The sequence below is a fragment of the Stieleria varia genome (assembly GCF_038443385.1).
Taxonomy (GTDB): Bacteria; Planctomycetota; Planctomycetia; order Pirellulales; family Pirellulaceae; genus Stieleria; species Stieleria varia.
Genome location: NZ_CP151726.1, coordinates 5,460,246 through 5,477,746 on the forward strand (window position 1 = coordinate 5,460,246; position 17,501 = coordinate 5,477,746).

The 17,501-nt window shown below is 55.0% G+C and carries 13 protein-coding genes; 2 read left to right on the forward strand and 11 right to left on the reverse strand.

The features are described 5' to 3' along the window. Nucleotide 1: 1 nt before the first annotated feature. The gene (locus Pla52nx_RS18525; protein ID WP_342190427.1) at nt 2–1,492 is read right to left on the reverse strand and encodes a sulfatase family protein; all 1,491 of its coding nucleotides are present in this window, start codon (nt 1,490–1,492) and stop codon (nt 2–4) included. Between the two features lie 31 nt (nt 1,493–1,523). Then, nucleotides 1,524–2,870 (reverse strand): ribosome biogenesis GTPase Der, encoded by a 1,347-nt coding sequence (gene der, locus Pla52nx_RS18530; RefSeq protein WP_146520277.1) that lies wholly within the window; start codon nt 2,868–2,870, stop codon nt 1,524–1,526. A 256-nt stretch (nt 2,871–3,126) separates the two neighbouring features. Here der and Pla52nx_RS18535 point away from each other — a divergent pair, with 256 nt between their 5' ends. Then, nucleotides 3,127–4,044, forward strand: coding sequence for a uracil-DNA glycosylase (locus Pla52nx_RS18535; RefSeq protein ID WP_146520278.1), 918 nt, complete (start codon nt 3,127–3,129; stop codon nt 4,042–4,044). 851 nt (nt 4,045–4,895) lie between these two features. Here the strand turns inward: Pla52nx_RS18535 and Pla52nx_RS18540 are convergent. Beyond that, nucleotides 4,896–5,315 carry a GNAT family N-acetyltransferase gene (locus Pla52nx_RS18540; RefSeq protein ID WP_146520279.1) on the reverse strand — a complete coding sequence of 140 codons (420 nt, stop codon included), beginning with the start codon at nt 5,313–5,315 and terminating at the stop codon, nt 4,896–4,898. A 428-nt stretch (nt 5,316–5,743) separates the two neighbouring features. Here Pla52nx_RS18540 and Pla52nx_RS18545 point away from each other — a divergent pair, with 428 nt between their 5' ends. Further along, a complete protein-coding gene (locus Pla52nx_RS18545; RefSeq protein ID WP_197454616.1) occupies nt 5,744–7,348 on the forward strand; it encodes a Mur ligase family protein in 1,605 nt (534 codons plus the stop codon). A 466-nt stretch (nt 7,349–7,814) separates the two neighbouring features. Here the strand turns inward: Pla52nx_RS18545 and Pla52nx_RS18550 are convergent, their stop codons facing one another. The 8 genes from Pla52nx_RS18550 to Pla52nx_RS18585 all read right to left on the reverse strand — a co-directional run bounded on the left by Pla52nx_RS18550 (nt 7,815) and on the right by Pla52nx_RS18585 (nt 17,466). Next, the gene (locus tag Pla52nx_RS18550) at nt 7,815–8,201 is read right to left on the reverse strand and encodes a cytochrome C oxidase subunit IV family protein (protein WP_146520281.1); all 387 of its coding nucleotides are present in this window, start codon (nt 8,199–8,201) and stop codon (nt 7,815–7,817) included. A gap of 52 nt (nt 8,202–8,253) precedes the next feature. After that, the gene (locus Pla52nx_RS18555) at nt 8,254–9,447 is read right to left on the reverse strand and encodes a cytochrome c oxidase subunit 3 (protein ID WP_146520282.1); all 1,194 of its coding nucleotides are present in this window, start codon (nt 9,445–9,447) and stop codon (nt 8,254–8,256) included. Between the two features lie 137 nt (nt 9,448–9,584). Then, a complete protein-coding gene (locus tag Pla52nx_RS18560; RefSeq protein WP_146520283.1) occupies nt 9,585–11,342 on the reverse strand; it encodes a cytochrome c oxidase subunit I in 1,758 nt (585 codons plus the stop codon). A gap of 153 nt (nt 11,343–11,495) precedes the next feature. Continuing rightward, on the reverse strand, nt 11,496–12,641 hold the full coding sequence (locus Pla52nx_RS18565) for a cytochrome c oxidase subunit II (protein ID WP_197454617.1): 1,146 nt from the start codon (nt 12,639–12,641) through the stop codon (nt 11,496–11,498). Nucleotides 12,642–12,721: 80 nt separating this feature from the next. Next, entirely contained in the window at nt 12,722–13,672 is a 951-nt protein-coding gene (locus Pla52nx_RS18570) for an SCO family protein (protein ID WP_146520284.1), read from the reverse strand. Continuing rightward, nucleotides 13,647–13,985, reverse strand: coding sequence for a hypothetical protein (locus tag Pla52nx_RS18575; protein WP_146520285.1), 339 nt, complete (start codon nt 13,983–13,985; stop codon nt 13,647–13,649). The genes Pla52nx_RS18570 and Pla52nx_RS18575 overlap by 26 nt, the downstream gene beginning before the upstream one ends. Nucleotides 13,986–14,074: 89 nt before the next feature. After that, nucleotides 14,075–15,367 (reverse strand): hypothetical protein, encoded by a 1,293-nt coding sequence (locus Pla52nx_RS18580; protein ID WP_146520286.1) that lies wholly within the window; start codon nt 15,365–15,367, stop codon nt 14,075–14,077. Nucleotides 15,368–15,492: 125 nt separating this feature from the next. Next, nucleotides 15,493–17,466 (reverse strand): quinol:electron acceptor oxidoreductase subunit ActD, encoded by a 1,974-nt coding sequence (locus Pla52nx_RS18585; protein WP_146520287.1) that lies wholly within the window; start codon nt 17,464–17,466, stop codon nt 15,493–15,495. Nucleotides 17,467–17,501 lie beyond the last annotated feature (35 nt).

Genomic DNA, 17,501 nt, shown 5'->3' on the forward strand with positions numbered 1-17,501 from the left:
GTCAAGGCTTTTGATACCAACGCGGTGTTCCAAACCAATCATGCATTTCTTTTTCGAATGGCGCGACGATCTCTCTGGGTTCAGGAAATTCGCCGCGGTCGCCTGTTTCAACAATCCATGTGTCCAGGGCGGCTCGCATCTCCAGCAAGGCGGCTTGGTGAACAGGATCGGTTGAATCCACAAGATTTTTGATTTCATGCGGATCGGACAATGTGTCGTAAAGCTGTTCCGGCGGCAGGTCACGCATCAGCTCGGCCGGCGGCCCATTGAGCGAACCGTCCGCGAGCATGTTTCGCATCAACGGTTTCACCAAAAAACACTTTTCCTTGTACCGATTCAGCGATGCGAAACCTTGCTCGGGCATGTAGTTTCGCAAGTAGTGGTAGCGTTCCCCGCGAACGCTGCGGATGCGGTTCTCCGTTTCGTCGATGCGATCGCGTGCGCTGAAGGCGTACCGACGCGCGGGATCCGTGATCTGGCCCATGAACCGGCGACTTTGCATCGTTGACGGTCGTTCGATTCCGGCCCAACCAAGCGTGGTGGCAGTGATGTCGAGCAAACTGATGACTTGGTCATTCGTCGCACCACGTTGAAACTGTGGTGGAGCAGGGTGGCTGTTGGGCCAGCGGACGATCATGGGGACGTGGATGCCCGTGTCCCAGCACCAATGAATCCCGCGTGCTTCCAGGCGTCCGTTGTCGCCGAAAAACAAGATGATGGTGTTGTCAAACAAGCCGTCCTGCTTCAGACGCTCCAGGATCCACCCCACTCGAACATCCATTCCTGAGACCGAATTCAGATAGCGAGCCCATTCCTGGCGGGCAATCGGATGATCGGGATAGTAAGGCGGCAGGGTAACGTTTTCAGGAGTGGCGATCTTGGGGTGCCATTCTTCTCCGACAAACACCGCGCGTTCTTTTTCAAAGGTGCGTCGATCGTAGATGTCGTACTCGATCTCCGGTGTGTTGATCTGCGCAAAGAAGGGCTGATGAGATTTCAGTTGCTCCCAATCGTCCGTTGCATACACGGGGCCTTCGTTGACAAAGTTCAAATCGAGTTTTCCGGTCCCGACGGTGCGATCACCTATTTTGGAGATGTTCGCCGTCAGGTATCCGGCCTCGGCCAGCCGGTGCGTCATGGGCCGAACGCCAACGGGCAACCGGAAGTCATCATCACGGTGCGACCGCATGTGGTGCATGTCAGTGGTCGTCTGGTACATCCCCGTCATGAACGCGGAGCGACTGGGAGCACAAACGGGTGAAGTCGAAAACACGCGAGTGAACTTCACGCCGTCACCGGCCAATCCATCCAGGTTTGGCGTCGACACATTCGGACCGCCGTAACACCCCAAGTCCAGTTTTAGGTTTTCGCCGACGATCCAGAGAATGTTCGGCGGCCGCGTGTTCGACGGTGCGTCGGCCAGGGTTGAACTTGCCAAACCGACGCCAAACATCAGCACCGTTAGGAAACGCATGACTTGGGTGCAGCACATCACAAGGGGAACTCTTCAGCAAAGGGCTTCGTTATGCTGATCCTCGGTCGATCAAATCTTGTTCGTCACCACGAGCGCGACGTTGCAGATAGAGTCTGATCGGGACCTCGCCGAATTTGAGGTGATCCCTCAAAACACTGAGCAGGTAGCGGCGATAATCATTTGCGAACGCTTTGGGTTCGTTGCACATCAACACGATTGTGGGCGGCTCGGTCGCCACCTGAGTAGCGTAGTAGAGTTTCGGCCTTCGATTTTGGTACAGCGGTGGTTTGTGCGTTTCGATGGCGCTACGCAGCAAGCGGTTCAGCACGCCGGTGGAAACTCGTTCTCGGGCTTGCTTGTAGAGCATCGTTGAGTGATTCAACAACGCTTTGACATTCTTGCCTTCTTTGCCCGTGATGAACGCGATCGGAGCGTAGGCGAGTGTGGGGAAATTGCTTCGCAGGTAACGCACCCATCGCTCGGTGGCGACTTGGCCCAACAACAAGTCCCACTTGTTGATGACAAAAATGCACGGCTTGTTGTTTTCCATGATGTAGCCGACAAGTTGTTTGTCGACTTTGCTGATGGTCTCCGAGGCATCAAAGAACATCAGCACGACATCGGCGCGTCGAATGCTTCGTTGAGCACGGTGCATGCCGTAGAACTCAAGGTCCGTCCGTTGGCTTTTACGTTTCCGCAATCCCGGTGTATCGATTGCGATGAAGGTCTGCCCGTCGACTTCGAAGTGAACGTCGACACTATCACGCGTCGTTCCGGGAACTTCGCTGACGATCATCCGCTCGGTTTCGGCCAGCGTATTGACGAAAGTGCTCTTGCCGACGTTACGACGTCCGACGATTGTCAATTTCATCGTCGCGTCAGCAGCGACTTCATCCGATGGCGGCAAGCGATCGCGGATCAGCTCGAGTAACTCGTCGCGGTTGCGATTTTGGGTGGTGCTGACCGAGATCAGGCGGCCGCGTCCTAGTGCATGAAACTCTTCCGCGTGGATCTCCTGATGCGGCTGGTCGGCTTTGTTCGCCACCAAGATCACGGGCTTTTCGACGCCCCGCAGCCGTTCGGCAACCATCTCGTCCAGCGGCATCAAACCCGTTTGCACGTCAACGACCAACAAGATCACATCGGCGGAGTTGATCGCCAATTCGATCTGGCGACGCACATCGGCGGTCAAATCGTCCGCGTCTTCGACGCCCATGCCTCCGGTGTCGGTGAGTTCAAAGTAGCAGTCTTCGGACTCGATCAGGGTGGTCATCCGATCTCGCGTCACGCCTTCAAAGTTATCAACGATCGCTAGCCGTCGTCGGGCAAGCCAATTAAAGAGACTGCTTTTGCCCACGTTGGGTCGTCCTACGATGGCGACTTGGGGGACTGGCATGGGGAATCGACTCACTGTGCGAAATCTGACGGGACCGAACAATCTGGCAATGGTAAACGCCAGCGTTATTTTGAAACAGCGGACGCAGCGAAAGATTGTCTTTTTCCTCGGAAAACCAATGGTTTGAGCACTGGCCACCGCTGCGGGCGTTCTCGCACTCGGGCTCCCTCGCTATGATGATGGGCCGATCACAGCTACCGAGAGTAGACGCCTGCTGAGAAAGGTGTCAGACACCTTTTTAACCCATCTTTGCACCATGAATGACTCTCAGTCCCCGCTCGATGCCCTCCGCGTGCTTCAACAAGCCTCCGCACTGGCTGCTCACCTGCAGTCTCAGGGAGTGGACTGGTTGCCGGCTGCGGACGCGGACGAAGTGCAGCGATTGAAGGATTCGTTCTCCGCCTGGGCAAAGAGGAATACGGAATCGGTGCAAACCGATAAGCCGTCTCTACCTCCATCAACAGGTCAGCCAGGCGGCCGGGAAACGCAACAAACCGCACCTGCCGAGCCACCAAAACCGTCTGCAAGTCCAGCCGCCAACCCGCCTCGCCAACCCGCCGCACCGCTGGTCGTGACCGCCTCAAATTATCCAACGCCAAGCCTGCCTATTCAGCAACGTGCCGACACGCTGAACGTTTTGTCGGACCAAGTCGCAGCATGTGTTCGCTGCGATGCGTTGGCGCGATGCCGCACCCATACCGTGTTCGGTGAAGGAGACGTCAAGCCGCGTGTGGTGTTTTTCGGCGAAGCTCCCGGACGCGACGAAGATTTGCAAGGCAGGCCGTTCGTCGGCAGGGCCGGCCAGTTGTTGACCAAGATGATCGAAGCGTGCTCGTTGTCGAGACAGGAAGTCTACATCTTGAACACAGTCAAGTGTCGACCTCCGAACAATCGAAACCCTGAACCGATCGAGATCGAAAACTGCCGGGAGTATTTCGAGCAACAGATACAGATCTTGCAGCCTGAGTACATCGTTTGCCTGGGAGCTATTAGCACCCAAGCGCTGCTGAACAATCGCTTGCCCTTGGGCCAGTTGCGAGGCACGTTCCATCAGTACTTTTCTAGTAAAGTTGTGGTGACATATCATCCCGCCTACTTGTTGCGAACTCCGGCGGCAAAAAAGGCAGCTTGGACAGATCTGCAAATGATGATGCGTGACGCGGGTCTGAAGTGAGCGGCAACGGTTACGCAGCACGGCACAAAGCGTGTTGTCTGTGTTTCGGCGGATGGTAGTGTTTGTTCTCGACTCGGAGAACGTGAAATGGTTTGCTGCTGCATCTGACCGTGAAGCGGTCTCAGACGGTAGCCGGCGATAGAGCGCAGCGATCATCGCCGGTTCATTCGGTCTGACGAGAACCGACCCCGGAGGCGGTCGCAGCCACGATTCCGAGACGTCTGCGACACCCTTCGGGGTCGATTCAACATGGTTGTCGCATACCACGGGTGCGCCTTCGGCGACCCGTGGCTACCTTCTGCGATCCCTCGCGGGATCCAATTCCACTTTCCCGACTCAGTTCCCATACAGATGGGTAATCAAAGACGTCAGCAATAAACTTCACGTCCCCAGAGTCGAACGGCAATCATCGCTCGACGTTCCAAGTCGATAGCGTGCCCCGGTAAACGTATTGCCGTTCCCAATCATCGACCCACGCTGAAAGTCTCCCTCTCCTCGCATTCGCCTTTTGAAGTTGCACTTTTGCCCTAGTGCATCGTCCAGTCTTAGAACGTGGGTTCGGTAGATGAGCCGTTTTGGCGTTAGCCACGGTTTTCGTGACACAACCGTGGCTAACGCCAAAACGGCTAACCCCAAAATCAAGACCGGATGATGCACTAGGCAGTGTTACTGAACGCTCTAGTGCATCGTCCAGTCTTAGAACGTGGGTTCGGTAGATGAGCCGTTTTGGCGTTAGCCACGGTTTTCGTGACACAACCGTGGCTAACGCCAAAACGGCTAACCCCAAAATCAAGACCGGATGATGCCCTAGTGGTTTGTCACGATTCAATTTTAGGAACAGCCGTCGAGCGTTAGCTCACGGTTCCGTCGGGAAAACCGGACGCTATCGCGTTCCGGCTGATTGAGACTACTCCAGTTCTTAGCTGTGACAAAGCAGAACCGACACCCATGTTTCGGCAATCCGGGTGAACTTCAATCTGCATGAGATGCAACAATCGATGCGACAAAGTGAAGAAACTTTGGGGGAGTTCACGTATCTCGCAAATCACGCTCCCGACCAACATCTGGGATGTTTCCGCGATTCTGAGAAAGTAGTCGGTGGTGTTCAATAGATCGGAAACGTGATCCACCGCCTCTTCAACAATGATGGGCCGATAAATGTGCGGATAGGCCTCCACGTGTGCCGCTTGCAGCCGACAAATGGAGGCTGCCAAGAAGCTGATGTCCTTGGCAGTTGCCTCTCTGATTCGGATTCTTTGTTTCTCGTTCATCACGACCTCATTCAATGCCACACAGTGGTTGCATTGTAGCATTCACAATCGTTGCGGATCGTACGAGAAGGTTTCTCGCCGATGATGGTCGGACTTGAAAGTGAGATTCTCTGATGTGTTTGGCTGAGAACGTCGTCATCTGAGATCTCATAGGCCAATACCAGCACGAAGCGCAAGCAAGTGAATGGAGCGCCGCGAATCACTCGCTTGCGCCTCGTGCTGGTATCAAAGCTCAACTTGTGACATTGGCAATAGCGACATCAAGGAATTGCTAGCCTGAAACATTCATTGATCACTCATTGAACTTTTCCTATTGACCGAATTGCTCTGGTGAGAACAATTCACCCCGGTGACGAAACACATTCGCCACTCGAAAGCGACGGAAATGCTTTCAAATCATCTGACCGCACATGCAAGGAAGCCCTCTGATGCGTCAATCAAACAACGCTCGCGACTGCCACAGCATCTCGATCTCTACTGTTTCAGGCCAAGTTTCGGAATCTCTACAAGCCGAAGACGGTGTCCAACACGATGCAACGGATTGCCAGACCTTGTCCCTTGCAAGCATTCTGCCGGATCAACGATTCTTTGGCGGTGACGACATCGCGTTCACCGAAATCGCTTCGTCTCCACAAACTTGCCAACCCGGGCAACTGGTGATCTACCAAATCGGTGTACATGACCCATCTGAAATCGCCGCTCAAGCGATGGCCAGGGGCGCCGCAGGTATCTTGACCGAACAGTTGATCCCTTGCCCGTTGCCGCAGTGCATTGTCGGCAGCGTTCCCTCGGCCTTGGGCGTGATCCAGCGGGAGATCTTGGGGCGGCCAGATACCAAACTGTTGACGATTGGAGTCCTGGGCTCCACGGGCAAGACCTCGACATCTCTGTTGGTCGCCTCACTGTTGCGAAACCAAAAGATTCGAGTCGCCTATCAAACCGACCTGGGATGCTGCGACGGAGTCCTGTCGGAGACGCCCGATAGCGAATTACAAACGGAGACCCAATGGTTGACTTGGTTGGCCGACTCTGTGGACAGTGGCAGCCAAGCGGCGGTGATGGAATTGCGAGACGACGCTCTTCGTCAAGGACGCTTTGAACAAATCGAATTCGATGTCCTGATCGTCACGGGGGCGGCCGAACTGGCCAGCGATTTCGGGCCTTGTGGTTTGCAATGTGCACTGGAAAGTCTCGCGCCATCGGGTGTTATCATCGCGCCTGCGGATGACCCCAAGACCATGCGCCCAATTCTGGACAGTGGTTGTCGAGTCGTAACGTACTCCGCCACCGGCCCCGCTGATTTTAGCGTCACGTTGATCGAGCAATCATGTGGAATGACCACTCTGCTGCTGACGTCAACGGAGTTGAGCACGATGCTGGAAACACCACTGTGCGGATCCGCGATGGCAGCGAACATTGCAGCGACTGCGACGCTGGGTGTCTTGTTGGACCAACCGCTTTATGAAGTCGCCGAGTCGATCTCAAAATTTCGCGAGTTGCCTGGCAGAGGTCAGCGATTGTCCGATTACGGCTTTGCGACCGTGCTGATCGATGCTGGCGGATCGCCGGAACGAGTTGCTTCGACGATCCGCAATGCCTATCACACACGTGCCGGTGGGAAACTGTGGTGCGTCATGGCGATGGCGGACCAGGACTCCGATTCAGAGCTTGCGATCTATGGGCAAACCATGGAACGTTTTGTTGATCATTGCATCGTGAGTTGTGATGGCGCCAACAAGACAGGGTTCCTGCGTCAATCGCATGCGATACTCGATGGAGTTCAGAAATGTGCCGCGATGCGTTTGGTCGCCGATTGGCAGCGTGCGGTCCGCTGGGCGGTTGCGGAAGCGAAGCCAAGGGACACGATTCTGGTAATCGGTGGTCTGTCCGGAAAGTCACCTCGGACACAACGCACGACGATCGAGACGATCACTGAGTGGGTCGAATCCGAGCGAGCGGCAATGGAGGAGCCCGCAGAACCAGTTTCCCGCACCACGGCAGAACCGATCAAGCTGTCCATTTTCCGAGGATAGCGCAACGTCGAGGGGAGAGATTTCCCATGGGTCGCAAAGAAACCGCAATCAAGCATACGGCTGAACTGCTCAAAGTTTGGTGTTGTGTCTTTTTGGATTTGCGCAAGTTTATGTCCCTACTGCCGGCGCAACTGATAACCCCAGTGAGCCTCAGGCGCTAGCCGTGGGCCTGAGGCGGATTATGGTGCCGGCCCACGGCTAGCGGGCTGTTGATTTAGTGAGCCGCGACGCGTAAGCGGCCGGGCCTACCGTATTGCCCGGTGCCTCACGGCCCACGGCTCACCCTTGCGTTCCCAATTTCGATTAAATCAACAGGCCACTAACCGTGGGCCTGAGGCGGATTATGGTGCCGGCCCACGGCTAGCGCCTGAGGCTCACTTTAACTGCGATGTATGGCACGAAAACATGGACTGAAAAAACAATGTCAACGCCAAATTTTGAACAGCCCAGGCAGATGCACTACTAACTACTCTGCCACAGGTTCGGCGGCCGCAGGTTCGACGACCGCAGGGATGGCTGCGTCCACCGCGGGAATGGAATCCTTGGACGTCATCTGGCTATCGCTGATGGTGAAGATCACGAACAGCCCGACAAATACGAACGAGCTGACGAACACCGCGATATTGAAGGGTTTGTCAAAAGCCAAGTGCATGAAGATCGCGCCCACCAACAGCGCCTTGATCGTCGCAATCACCATGACGATGGCAACGTCCCAGCTACCAAAATCAAAACTGGCTTGGCCCACCGTGATGATCGTCAGGACCACCAAAATGCCAAACACTGCGAAGAGCAGAGGCAATGGCAATGGGTGTGCAAAATCGTAACCGTCGTCGGAATGTTCGTGAGATGACATCGAATCTATCGCGCCTTTCGCGGAATGCGAACAAAAGTGAAGACTTGTGCGTCTAGCGGATCAAGTAAAGAAGCGGGAACAGGTAAATCCAGATCAAGTCGACCAAGTGCCAGTAGAGACCGACATAGTCAACCGGTCCAAAGTACTGACGATTGAAGTCGTGTCGAACGGATCGAACCAACAGCCACACCAAAACCCCGATGCCGGCCAGAATGTGGATCGCGTGAACGCCGGTCATGCAGTAATAGATGCTGAAGAACAAGCCGGCCTTGCTGGGCGTCAACACATCCTCTGGCACCTCATCGATCGTCGCGGTCGCTTTCGTATTGTGGTACAGAACGGAGCCATCGGCCAATTGCGACTGTGTATCCAAGGCATCGATTTCTGACGCCAACCCCGTGTTCGTCGCATCCTTTGCCAACCGTTCTTGAACGCTCAGCTCTTCATTCACGCTGCCGGCTACGTCCGTCGCTGCAGTCTCAGCTTTATGATCTTCATCAGCGTGCTCACCGCCAGCGTGCTCGTGATCGGCATGTTCACCACCATCGTGCGCTGCCGACGCGTGAGTTTCATCGTGACCGCCACTTTCCAGAATTGTCCCCAGGTAAACACCGCCAAAGAAACTGAGGCAAACGACCAACAATGGCTTTGCCACGGCGACGTGGAACTCATTCTTGCGGAAAAACGAAATCACCAACCAGATCAGCACACCAATGGTCGCCACTGCAAATGGAGCACAAATGTAGGCAAGGTAGTTAGGTGCGTCGGGAGATTCCGGTTGACCATAAGTGAACAATCCTGCTGGCAACAAACCAAGGTGCCACTTGTGAGAATATTCAATGGCCTTTACGCCCAAGAAAACCATCGCACAGGACAACGTCGTCGCCAGCAGCGCGGTCAGCTTCTTGTGCTCCTCCAGTTGCGCACATCGGACGGCCCAAGCCATCGTCAGTGAGCTGAACAGCAGCACGCCGGTGTTGATCGCACCGAGTTTGGTGTTCAAGAACTGGCTACAGCCCTCGAAAACGTCTGGGCGTAACGACCGAAAGATCGCGTATGCACAGAACATCCCGCTGAAGAACAGGATTTCGGTAACGAGGAAAAGCCACATGCCGAGCTTTCCACTATCGAACTGCTGTTCCGGCGTGTCAAAGTGGTGGGCCAGAAACGAAGGGTGATCATGATCGTGGCCATGGTCATCTCCGTGAGCATGGTCGGTAATCTGATCCGCTGGTGTGGTAGCCATGTGGTCGGAATTTAGAGGAAATTGTGGTGAGTCAAATCAACCGAGCTGAATCGTTTTCGCTCGGTTGAGGAATCTAGCTGGCGATCATCCCAAGGACCGCCCAATTAGTGGCCGTCCCGGGAAATCTTGTTCATTATCTACGATGTCGTCACGGTCGGCTTCTCAGTCGGCGTGACCTCTCGCTTGGGTTCGATCCTGACATAACGCTCGTTCTCAGCATCCCATTCGATGTTGCCGAACTCGTACGGGTCGCCGACCACTGGTGGACGCTCAAAGTTGTAAAACGGTGGTGGGCTGGTGCAATTCCACTCCAGCGTTGCTCCGCCCCAAGGGTTGGCGGGTGCACGCTTGCCTTTGTAGAGCGACACCAACAGCACGATCAATGCGACGAGCAATCCAAAGCCAAGCAGCATTGCACCATAGGTACTCATCTGATGCAGACCCGCAAACTCGGGATCGTACGTTGCATAACGTCGCGGCATCCCTCGTGATCCGAGGATGAACTGAGGCAAGAACGTCAAGTTGAAACCGAGGAAGATCAGGAGGGCGGAAACCTGACCACCCAATTCGTTGTACATCCGTCCGAACATCTTGGGCCACCAGTGGAACACGCCGCCCAAGAAGGCGACCAGTGTCCCGCCGACCATCACGTAGTGGAAGTGAGCGACGACGAAATACGTGTCGTGCAAGTGTTGGTCGGTCGCCAGGGTTCCCAAGTGCAGACCGGTCAGTCCCCCGATGGTGAACAGAAAGATGAAAGCAATAGCAAAGCACATCGGCGTGGTCAGGCTAATCGAACCCTTCCACATCGTCGCCAACCAGTTGAAAACCTTGATCGCCGACGGCACCGAGACGGTGAAGGTCAACGCGCTGAAGATGATCGTCGTCACCGGGCTCATTCCGGCGGTGAACATGTGGTGTCCCCAGACCAAGAATCCCAGCAACGCGATCGCGATGGACGAGTAGGCGATGAAGCGATATCCGAAGATTCGTTTGTGACTGTGCACGCTGATCAGATCGCTGATGATCCCGAATGCGGGCAAAATCATGATGTAAACAGCGGGGTGGCTGTAGAACCAGAAAAAGTGCTGGAACGTCACCGGGTCGCCGTTGTATTCCGGATCAAAGATCCCGATGTGCATCGTTCGCTCCGCAATCAACAGCAGGAGCGTGATACCCAGAACAGGCGTCGCCAACACTTGGATGATACTGGTCGCGTAGGTCGCCCACAAAAACAACGGCATGCGGAACCAGCTCATTCCCGGCGGACGCATGGTGTTGATGGTCACGATGAAGTTCAATCCGGTAAAGATCGAGCTGAACCCGAGGATGAACGCACCGGTGGTGGCCAAGATCACCGAACTGTCAGTGGTTGTGCTGTAGGGAGTGTAGAACGTCCAACCCGTGTCCAATCCACTGGCCAACAAAGCACTGATGAAGAACAACGCGCCGAAGACCCACAGGTAAAAACTGCTGAGGTTCAGTCGCGGAAATGCGACGTCTTTTGCTCCCAGCATCACCGGCACCAGGAAGTTCCCCAATGCGGCCGGAATACTCGGGATGATGAACAGGAACACCATGATCGCGCCGTGAAGCGTGAACACTTGGTTGTAGACATCATTGGTGGCTTCACGTCCGGTGATCCATTTAAAGATCCCCATCTGCAAGAACCAACCGTCCGGGTTCATCAGGTGAAAGCGAATGAACAAGGCCAACACGCCAGCGATCGCAAACGCAGCGGTCACACCGATCAGGTACATCACGCCGATGCGTTTATGGTCGAGCGTGAACATCCAACTGAGAACTCCCTTGGAGTTCGTCAGATAGTTCTCTCGTTCCGTCGGGAAGCCTGGGTCACTGACTTCGTGACCCTTTGGAATCGATCCTGCAGACATCGCTATTGCCTCGTTGATTGAACCCGACGTTTGGGCGTCGGACACATTCGAAATTCTTTTATGTGTGATCAGCCGACCGTCGTCCGCTGAATGTTTTGTTTATCTTCTTCGTTTGACCCGACACCGAAATCATCCGGCATCGGACTGTCCAAGTCACTCTGCTGTGTCTTCTTTGACGGCGTCTTCTTTGACGGTGTCCTTTTGGCCAGCAGCGGCAGCATCGGGGCTCTGAGCCTTGATGAATTCTACCAAGCTGGCGATATCGTCATCGCTCAACTGTCCTTTGTAGCTGGGCATGACCGGCTGATACCCGGCCGCAACCTTGGCTTTGGGGTACAAGATCGATTCGCGGAGGTAATTCTCGTCGACCGTTACCGCGTCTCCGGAAGCCAACGACCGCTGGGTGCCGAAGCTTCCCTGGTAACTCGGTCCGACTTGTTTGCTGCCGTCCAATGAGTGGCATCCCTTGCAGTTGCGTCGTGCGTACAGCTTTTCGCCGTACGAAACGAGCGACTCATCATCACCACGAGCACTGTATTTCTTGATCCAAGCATCGAGGTCTTCCTGCGTCTCGTGGACGACAACGACCGTTTGCATTTGCGAGTGGTCTTTGCCGCAGTACTCCGTGCAGTAAAGGTCATAGAACTTGTAGCCATCGGGGGTGAACTGCGCGTCGTCATAGTTCCAACCAGCACCCGCTTTCTTAAATTCTTCCGCCTTCTTTTCCACCTCAGCCGGGTCCACCTTTTCACTGGCGATGGTCGGGTTGAACCACATGTAGCTGTAACGCCCCGGCACGACATCTTTCTTCACTCGGAACGACGGGATGTACAAACTGTGGATGACGTCACTGCTACGCATCGTCAGCTTTGTCGGCTGGTTGACCAGCACATGCAACTCGGGGTGGTAGACACCCGACCCGTAGTCCATCGTCCAGCCCCATTTGAAGGCCTGAACGCCGATGTTGTACGCGCCCTCTGGGACGGTCCGCTGGTCAAGAAAGCCCTTGGCGCCGACGTAGAACATTGCAATCAGCAGGAAACAGGGACCAACCGACCAAACCAACTCGATGGCTGTGTTGTGGTCGATCTGGCTTTCCGCCTTTCCGCCCTTGGGCTTACGGTACTTCACCGAGAACCAAGCGAGCGCCGCTACAATTCCGACGAAGAAGAAAACGCAAGTCCAAGTGATGAACCAAAAGATTCCATCACTCTGCTCGGAAAATGTCGAAGCAGACTCGGGGAACCAGTCGAATTTGCTTTGGACCTGATCGCTGAAGAGCATCATTGATTTGGTCATGTTCTATAGGGCGTGAAAGTTGAGTTGGTTTGTGAATGGTCGCAAGCCAGTTGCTTGCGGTGTGTTTGATTCAATAGGTTCTATACAGGATCAGGTGTCGGCACTGTTTCGGTTTCGTCCGCGGCGGTTCGCTTGCGTCCGACCCAGTAGGGGACCAAGCAAATCAGCATGATGACCAGGAATCCTGCACCGCAGATTCGCATGATTTTCCATGCGGCCGGCGTGTAGGAATTCGACTGGGGATCGTAGCTGTAGCACCACAGGATGAACTGATCGACGGGCGAACCCACCGTCCCCTCTCCGGCTTCCACCAACGCGAGTTTGATCTGGTCGGCGGGGAAATCGATGTCCAACGAGTAGCGAGTGATGACTCCGGTGGGAGACACAAACGCCAGCATCGCCGGATGGTTGTATTGTTTGTTGACTCGGTCGTACTTGTATCGAAAACCGAGCGTGTCGGCGATTTGGGTGATGATCGGCTGTTTAGCCGTACAAAACACCCAGCCCGATTCGGCCTCAGGCTGGTTGTTCAGATCATCCAAGTAACGTGCTTTGGTTTCCGCGATTCGTTGTGTCGTCTCGGTCGGATCGATGCTCAAAGTCAGGATGCGGAAATCCGTCCCGAGTTTCAGATCCAATTTGCCAAGCGCTGACGTCAACTTGTTGAGCTGAATGCTGCACAGCATCGGACAGTTGCTGTAGTTGAGCGTAACGATCGTCGGCAGCTTTCCGTCAAACACGTAGCCGGTCTTGATCGCCCGCCCATTGGAGTCCGTGATCGGTAAGTCCAAGCGAATCGTTTTGCCCAAGTTCTGGTCCACCGTCACGCCTTGAGCCTCCGGCGGCAGCCCATTGTTCAACGCGATGTCGGCACCCATACGGGCTTGATCCTGAGCCATCAAGTTGCCTGAAACGCTCAGGGCGCAAACACAGCCGCAGATCGCTGCCATGGCAACGAATCGATGAAACCGCTGACTCATTCCGGTGGAATGACTCGCGCGGCGATCAGGCTGCGTCTGGTTGACTCTCATTCTCTTTCTTTGATTCATCCGCTGAATTTGCTGACTGACTCTCCTGAACCGCCAACTCCATGGCCTCTTCGATCGGAATCACTACGTTGCCTGTCTCGGCATCCACGCCGTAACCCGAGATCGACTCCATCTGCGTGGCGAGGATCGAGTTTTGTGTCTCGTAGCTGCTTTGTTCCGATTTGAGTTTTGCGGTCGATTCCACCATGTGGTAATACACGACTTGAACCGCTAAAGCGGTCACCGCCGTCACAACCACGGAGGCGATTCCGACCCCGAAGATTCGTTTGACGTCCAGATCGTCGTACTTTGCCATTTTCTATGCCTGATGTTTATCTATGTTCGTGAATCTTTGTCACTCGCTGCGGCTTGTTGCCGCAGCGTTTATTGCGTGACGTGAATCCTCTAAATGTTCTCAAATCCAATCGATTCTGCCAAACGCGGGTCACGGGCAGCGATCACGCGGGTGGAACTCGCTAATTTTAGGATCAGTCCGATGATCAGGCCGACCATCCCGACAACGCACATCAGGCTGCCGATGACTCCCACAGCTCCCCCGAATGTCGGCACGGTGTGGACCACTTCGCCGTCAATGAATAACGCACGTGCTTCCGGCATCACGATCCAGTAGATGTCGATGAAGTGTACGATCAGGATGTATGCGGCCCAAAAGGCGACCAAGTTTGGATTTCGTCGAACGTGACGGCTCATCGTTCCCAGGAACGGGATGATCCAATGGAACACGATCAGTGCGATGGACAGGTATCCGAACCCACCGTGCTGGCGGGAGTAGAACCATTCGGTTTCCTCTGGGATGTTGCCGTACCAAATCAGCAGGTATTGGCTGAACGAGATGTAAGTCCAGAAGAAAACAAATCCGAAGATGTACTTTCCAAGGTCGTGGTAGTGCTCCACGGTGACCTCGTCCTTGATCGCCCCGGATCGCTGCAGCACGTAGGCACCCAACGCGATGGCACAGTGAGCGGACAGGATGCCGCCGGCAAAGATGTAGACGCCGAACATGGTGGAGAACCACATCGGTGCGAGGCTCATCCCCCAATCAAAGGCTGCGAAGGAAAGCGACAATGCGAAAGCCATCGTCGCCGGTCCGCTCCAGTATTGCATGCGGTCGGTTGCGGCACGCTCGCCGGTCTCATCTTGGCCGACGCTGCCTTTCCAGAAGTAAAGTGCCAGACCAATCCAGATGGTGAAGTAAACGACGGCTCGCAAAGTAAACCAGCCGGCATTCAGGTAACTCGACTTTGCTTTCCAGACTGATTCTGCAACACCAGCGTCTTGCCCAAATGTTTCACTCGTCCAAGCGTACAAGCCGCCCCAGTAAACACCAACCAAGATCGGCACGAAAAGAAACGCCAGCGGGATGACCATGAACATCAGGAATTCCGCGATGCGGCGAACCACGACGCTCCAGCCTGCTCTTGCCAGGTGTTGGATCAAGACGAAGAACATGCCGCCCATCGCGATGGTCAAGCAGTACAGGAACGCCGTCAAGTAAGCCGAGTATCCAAACCGAGGCATCGTGTCATCGGTCTGTGCCATCATTGCGACTGCCATCCCAATCACGAGCAAAACGAGCCCGCCGATACAAAGGGGAATGGCGAGACCGGCCAAACGTTCTGGAAGTTTGAACGCAGGATCGTCTGCTGGTTTCACGGTTACTGCAGCGTGTTCACTCATGGTTATGGCCGCCGGATACTCCGGCTCAGTTGTGTTCGGTTACCGGGCAGTTGCTCGGAGGCGAACCAGTTGCAATGGGTGGTGAATATAGGAAAGGAAACAAATCGTTCGGGTCAAACTGCGGGCTAGTTGCCATCCGCAGATTCAGGGGCTTCGTCGTCACCGGATTCTGCCGGAGCATCTTCTTCGGCTGGCTTCTCGCCGTCGGCTGGCTCTTCGGTCGATTCAGGTTTTTCGTCAGCAGGCTTTTCTTCAGCCGCTTTCTTTTCAGCTTCGGCCTTTTCAGCGGCAGCTTTCTCCTCAGCAGCCTTCTTCTCTGCTGCAGCTTTTTCAGCGGCAGCTTTTTCCTCAGCAGCCTTTTCGGCGGCCATCTTTTCTTCGGCAGCCTTCTTTTCAGCAGCCGCTTTCTCGGCAGCCATCTTCTCAGCCTCGGCCTTCTCAGCGGCTGCTTTTTCTTCAGCGGCTTTCTTTTCCGCAGCTGCTTTCTCGGCAGCCATCTTCTCAGCAGCCGCTTTCTCAGCAGCAGCCTTTTCTTCGGCGGCTTTCTTCTCAGCAGCAGCCTTCTCTGCCGCCATCTTTTCAGCAGCGGCCTTTTCGTCAGCAGCTTTCTTCTCTGCGGCAGCCTTTTCAGCAGCCATCTTCTCAGCAGCAGCTTTCTCTTCTGCTGCCTTTGCCGCGAGTGCTTCCGGTGTCGACGCGGCTGCCTTCTCGGCTTCCGCTTTTTCTGCCGCAGCCTTCTCCGCAGCAGCTTTCAATGCAGCATCGACGGTTGCTTTCTTTTTCTCGATTTCGGCCTTCATATTTGGAGGCACCAAGTCCATCGATCCGTTCTGACTCTTCTGCAGAGCGCGGACGTAAGCGACGATCGCCCAACGGTCACGCAACTTGATTTGTGACGCGTAACCCGGCATTTTGCGGATGCCGTTGCTGATGGTGCTGAACAGCTTTCCATCGGGATACTTGTCGCTAAACAGCGTGTCCTGGTGCATCGACGCGGGTGGAACCCAAGTGTCGGCCATGATCTGTTGAGCACGGCGATTGACCAACCCATTTCCCTTTCCGTCGGCTCCGTGGCAGACGGCACAGTAAATGTTGAATTGCTGCTGCCCACGCTCCATCAGTTCCGCATCGACCGTGACGGGATTCTCGGTCAACCACGGTGTCGTTTCCATGACCGACGGAGCTTCCGCAGCCGGCGGCTGCTCGGCACCTTGCGTGTAAAACGCGACCAGACGTTCGGCACGCTCGGAATCGGACGCAAGCAATTTTTGCATGTCGATACCAAACTGCATATCGAGGTTCTCGTCAAACTGACCGCGAGCAACAGTGCCGGGCACATCGGGACGCATGGCACGGCTGTCTGCGAACAGTGACGTGGTCTGTTGGGCATCTCGCGAAGGCGAAAAGTCCATGTCATAGAAAATGTGGAACCGAGGCTGGCTGCTCGTCGTCACTCGCATTTTCAACACGATCAGCAACGGGATGACCGACGCGGCGACCGACAGTCCCCAAACCATGTAGATGAAACGCGGCACTTTCTTGGGCGAGTCATCCTCAACGACTTCGTTGATGTACTGACTGCCTGTCGCGTCAAACAGCTTCCTCACTCCAGCGGAGTTGTAACGCTCGTCTTTGGCGTCGATGTACAGAAAGAACCGGTCGTCGGTCGCACGATCGAATCGTGGATCGGTGAACACGGGATTGCTGAACTTGGGCAGTCCGTTGAGCGCCCACATCCCAAAGAATGTTCCAAAGGACGCGAGCAAAATCGTCAACTCGAACGCGACAGGCATGAATGCCGGCAGCGAAATGTAAGGTTTGCCCGAGATGATGTACGGGTAGTCGATCGAGTTCATCCAGATCTGCATCACCAAGGCGATGGCGGTCCCGGTCAAACCCGCGGCAAGTGCGATCCATGGCAAGATCGTCGGCTTGATCCCCAACGCTTTGTCGATTCCGTGAACGGGAAACGGCGTGAACGCGTCGGTCTTGGTGTATCCGGCTTCGCGGACACGGTTACAGGCGTCCAACAAAGAATCCACCGTGGTGAATTCGGCCATCATGCCGTGGACAGTCGTTTCGGTTTTTTTCTCAGACATCGTATTGTCAGTGTGGTTTGAAAATCAAACGACCC

Bases quoted from the DNA above. Each gene is read 5' to 3' on its own strand.
- Pla52nx_RS18525 (WP_342190427.1), bottom strand. From the start codon at position 1,492: ATGTGCTGCACCCAAGTCATGCGTTTCCTAACGGTGCTGATGTTTGGC.
- der (WP_146520277.1), bottom strand. From the start codon at position 2,870: ATGCCAGTCCCCCAAGTCGCCATCGTAGGACGACCCAACGTGGGCAAA.
- Pla52nx_RS18535 (WP_146520278.1), top strand. From the start codon at position 3,127: ATGAATGACTCTCAGTCCCCGCTCGATGCCCTCCGCGTGCTTCAACAA.
- Pla52nx_RS18540 (WP_146520279.1), bottom strand. From the start codon at position 5,315: ATGAACGAGAAACAAAGAATCCGAATCAGAGAGGCAACTGCCAAGGAC.
- Pla52nx_RS18545 (WP_197454616.1), top strand. From the start codon at position 5,744: ATGCGTCAATCAAACAACGCTCGCGACTGCCACAGCATCTCGATCTCT.
- Pla52nx_RS18550 (WP_146520281.1), bottom strand. From the start codon at position 8,201: ATGTCATCTCACGAACATTCCGACGACGGTTACGATTTTGCACACCCA.
- Pla52nx_RS18555 (WP_146520282.1), bottom strand. From the start codon at position 9,447: ATGGCTACCACACCAGCGGATCAGATTACCGACCATGCTCACGGAGAT.
- Pla52nx_RS18560 (WP_146520283.1), bottom strand. From the start codon at position 11,342: ATGTCTGCAGGATCGATTCCAAAGGGTCACGAAGTCAGTGACCCAGGC.
- Pla52nx_RS18565 (WP_197454617.1), bottom strand. From the start codon at position 12,641: ATGACCAAATCAATGATGCTCTTCAGCGATCAGGTCCAAAGCAAATTC.
- Pla52nx_RS18570 (WP_146520284.1), bottom strand. From the start codon at position 13,672: ATGAGAGTCAACCAGACGCAGCCTGATCGCCGCGCGAGTCATTCCACC.
- Pla52nx_RS18575 (WP_146520285.1), bottom strand. From the start codon at position 13,985: ATGGCAAAGTACGACGATCTGGACGTCAAACGAATCTTCGGGGTCGGA.
- Pla52nx_RS18580 (WP_146520286.1), bottom strand. From the start codon at position 15,367: ATGAGTGAACACGCTGCAGTAACCGTGAAACCAGCAGACGATCCTGCG.
- Pla52nx_RS18585 (WP_146520287.1), bottom strand. From the start codon at position 17,466: ATGTCTGAGAAAAAAACCGAAACGACTGTCCACGGCATGATGGCCGAA.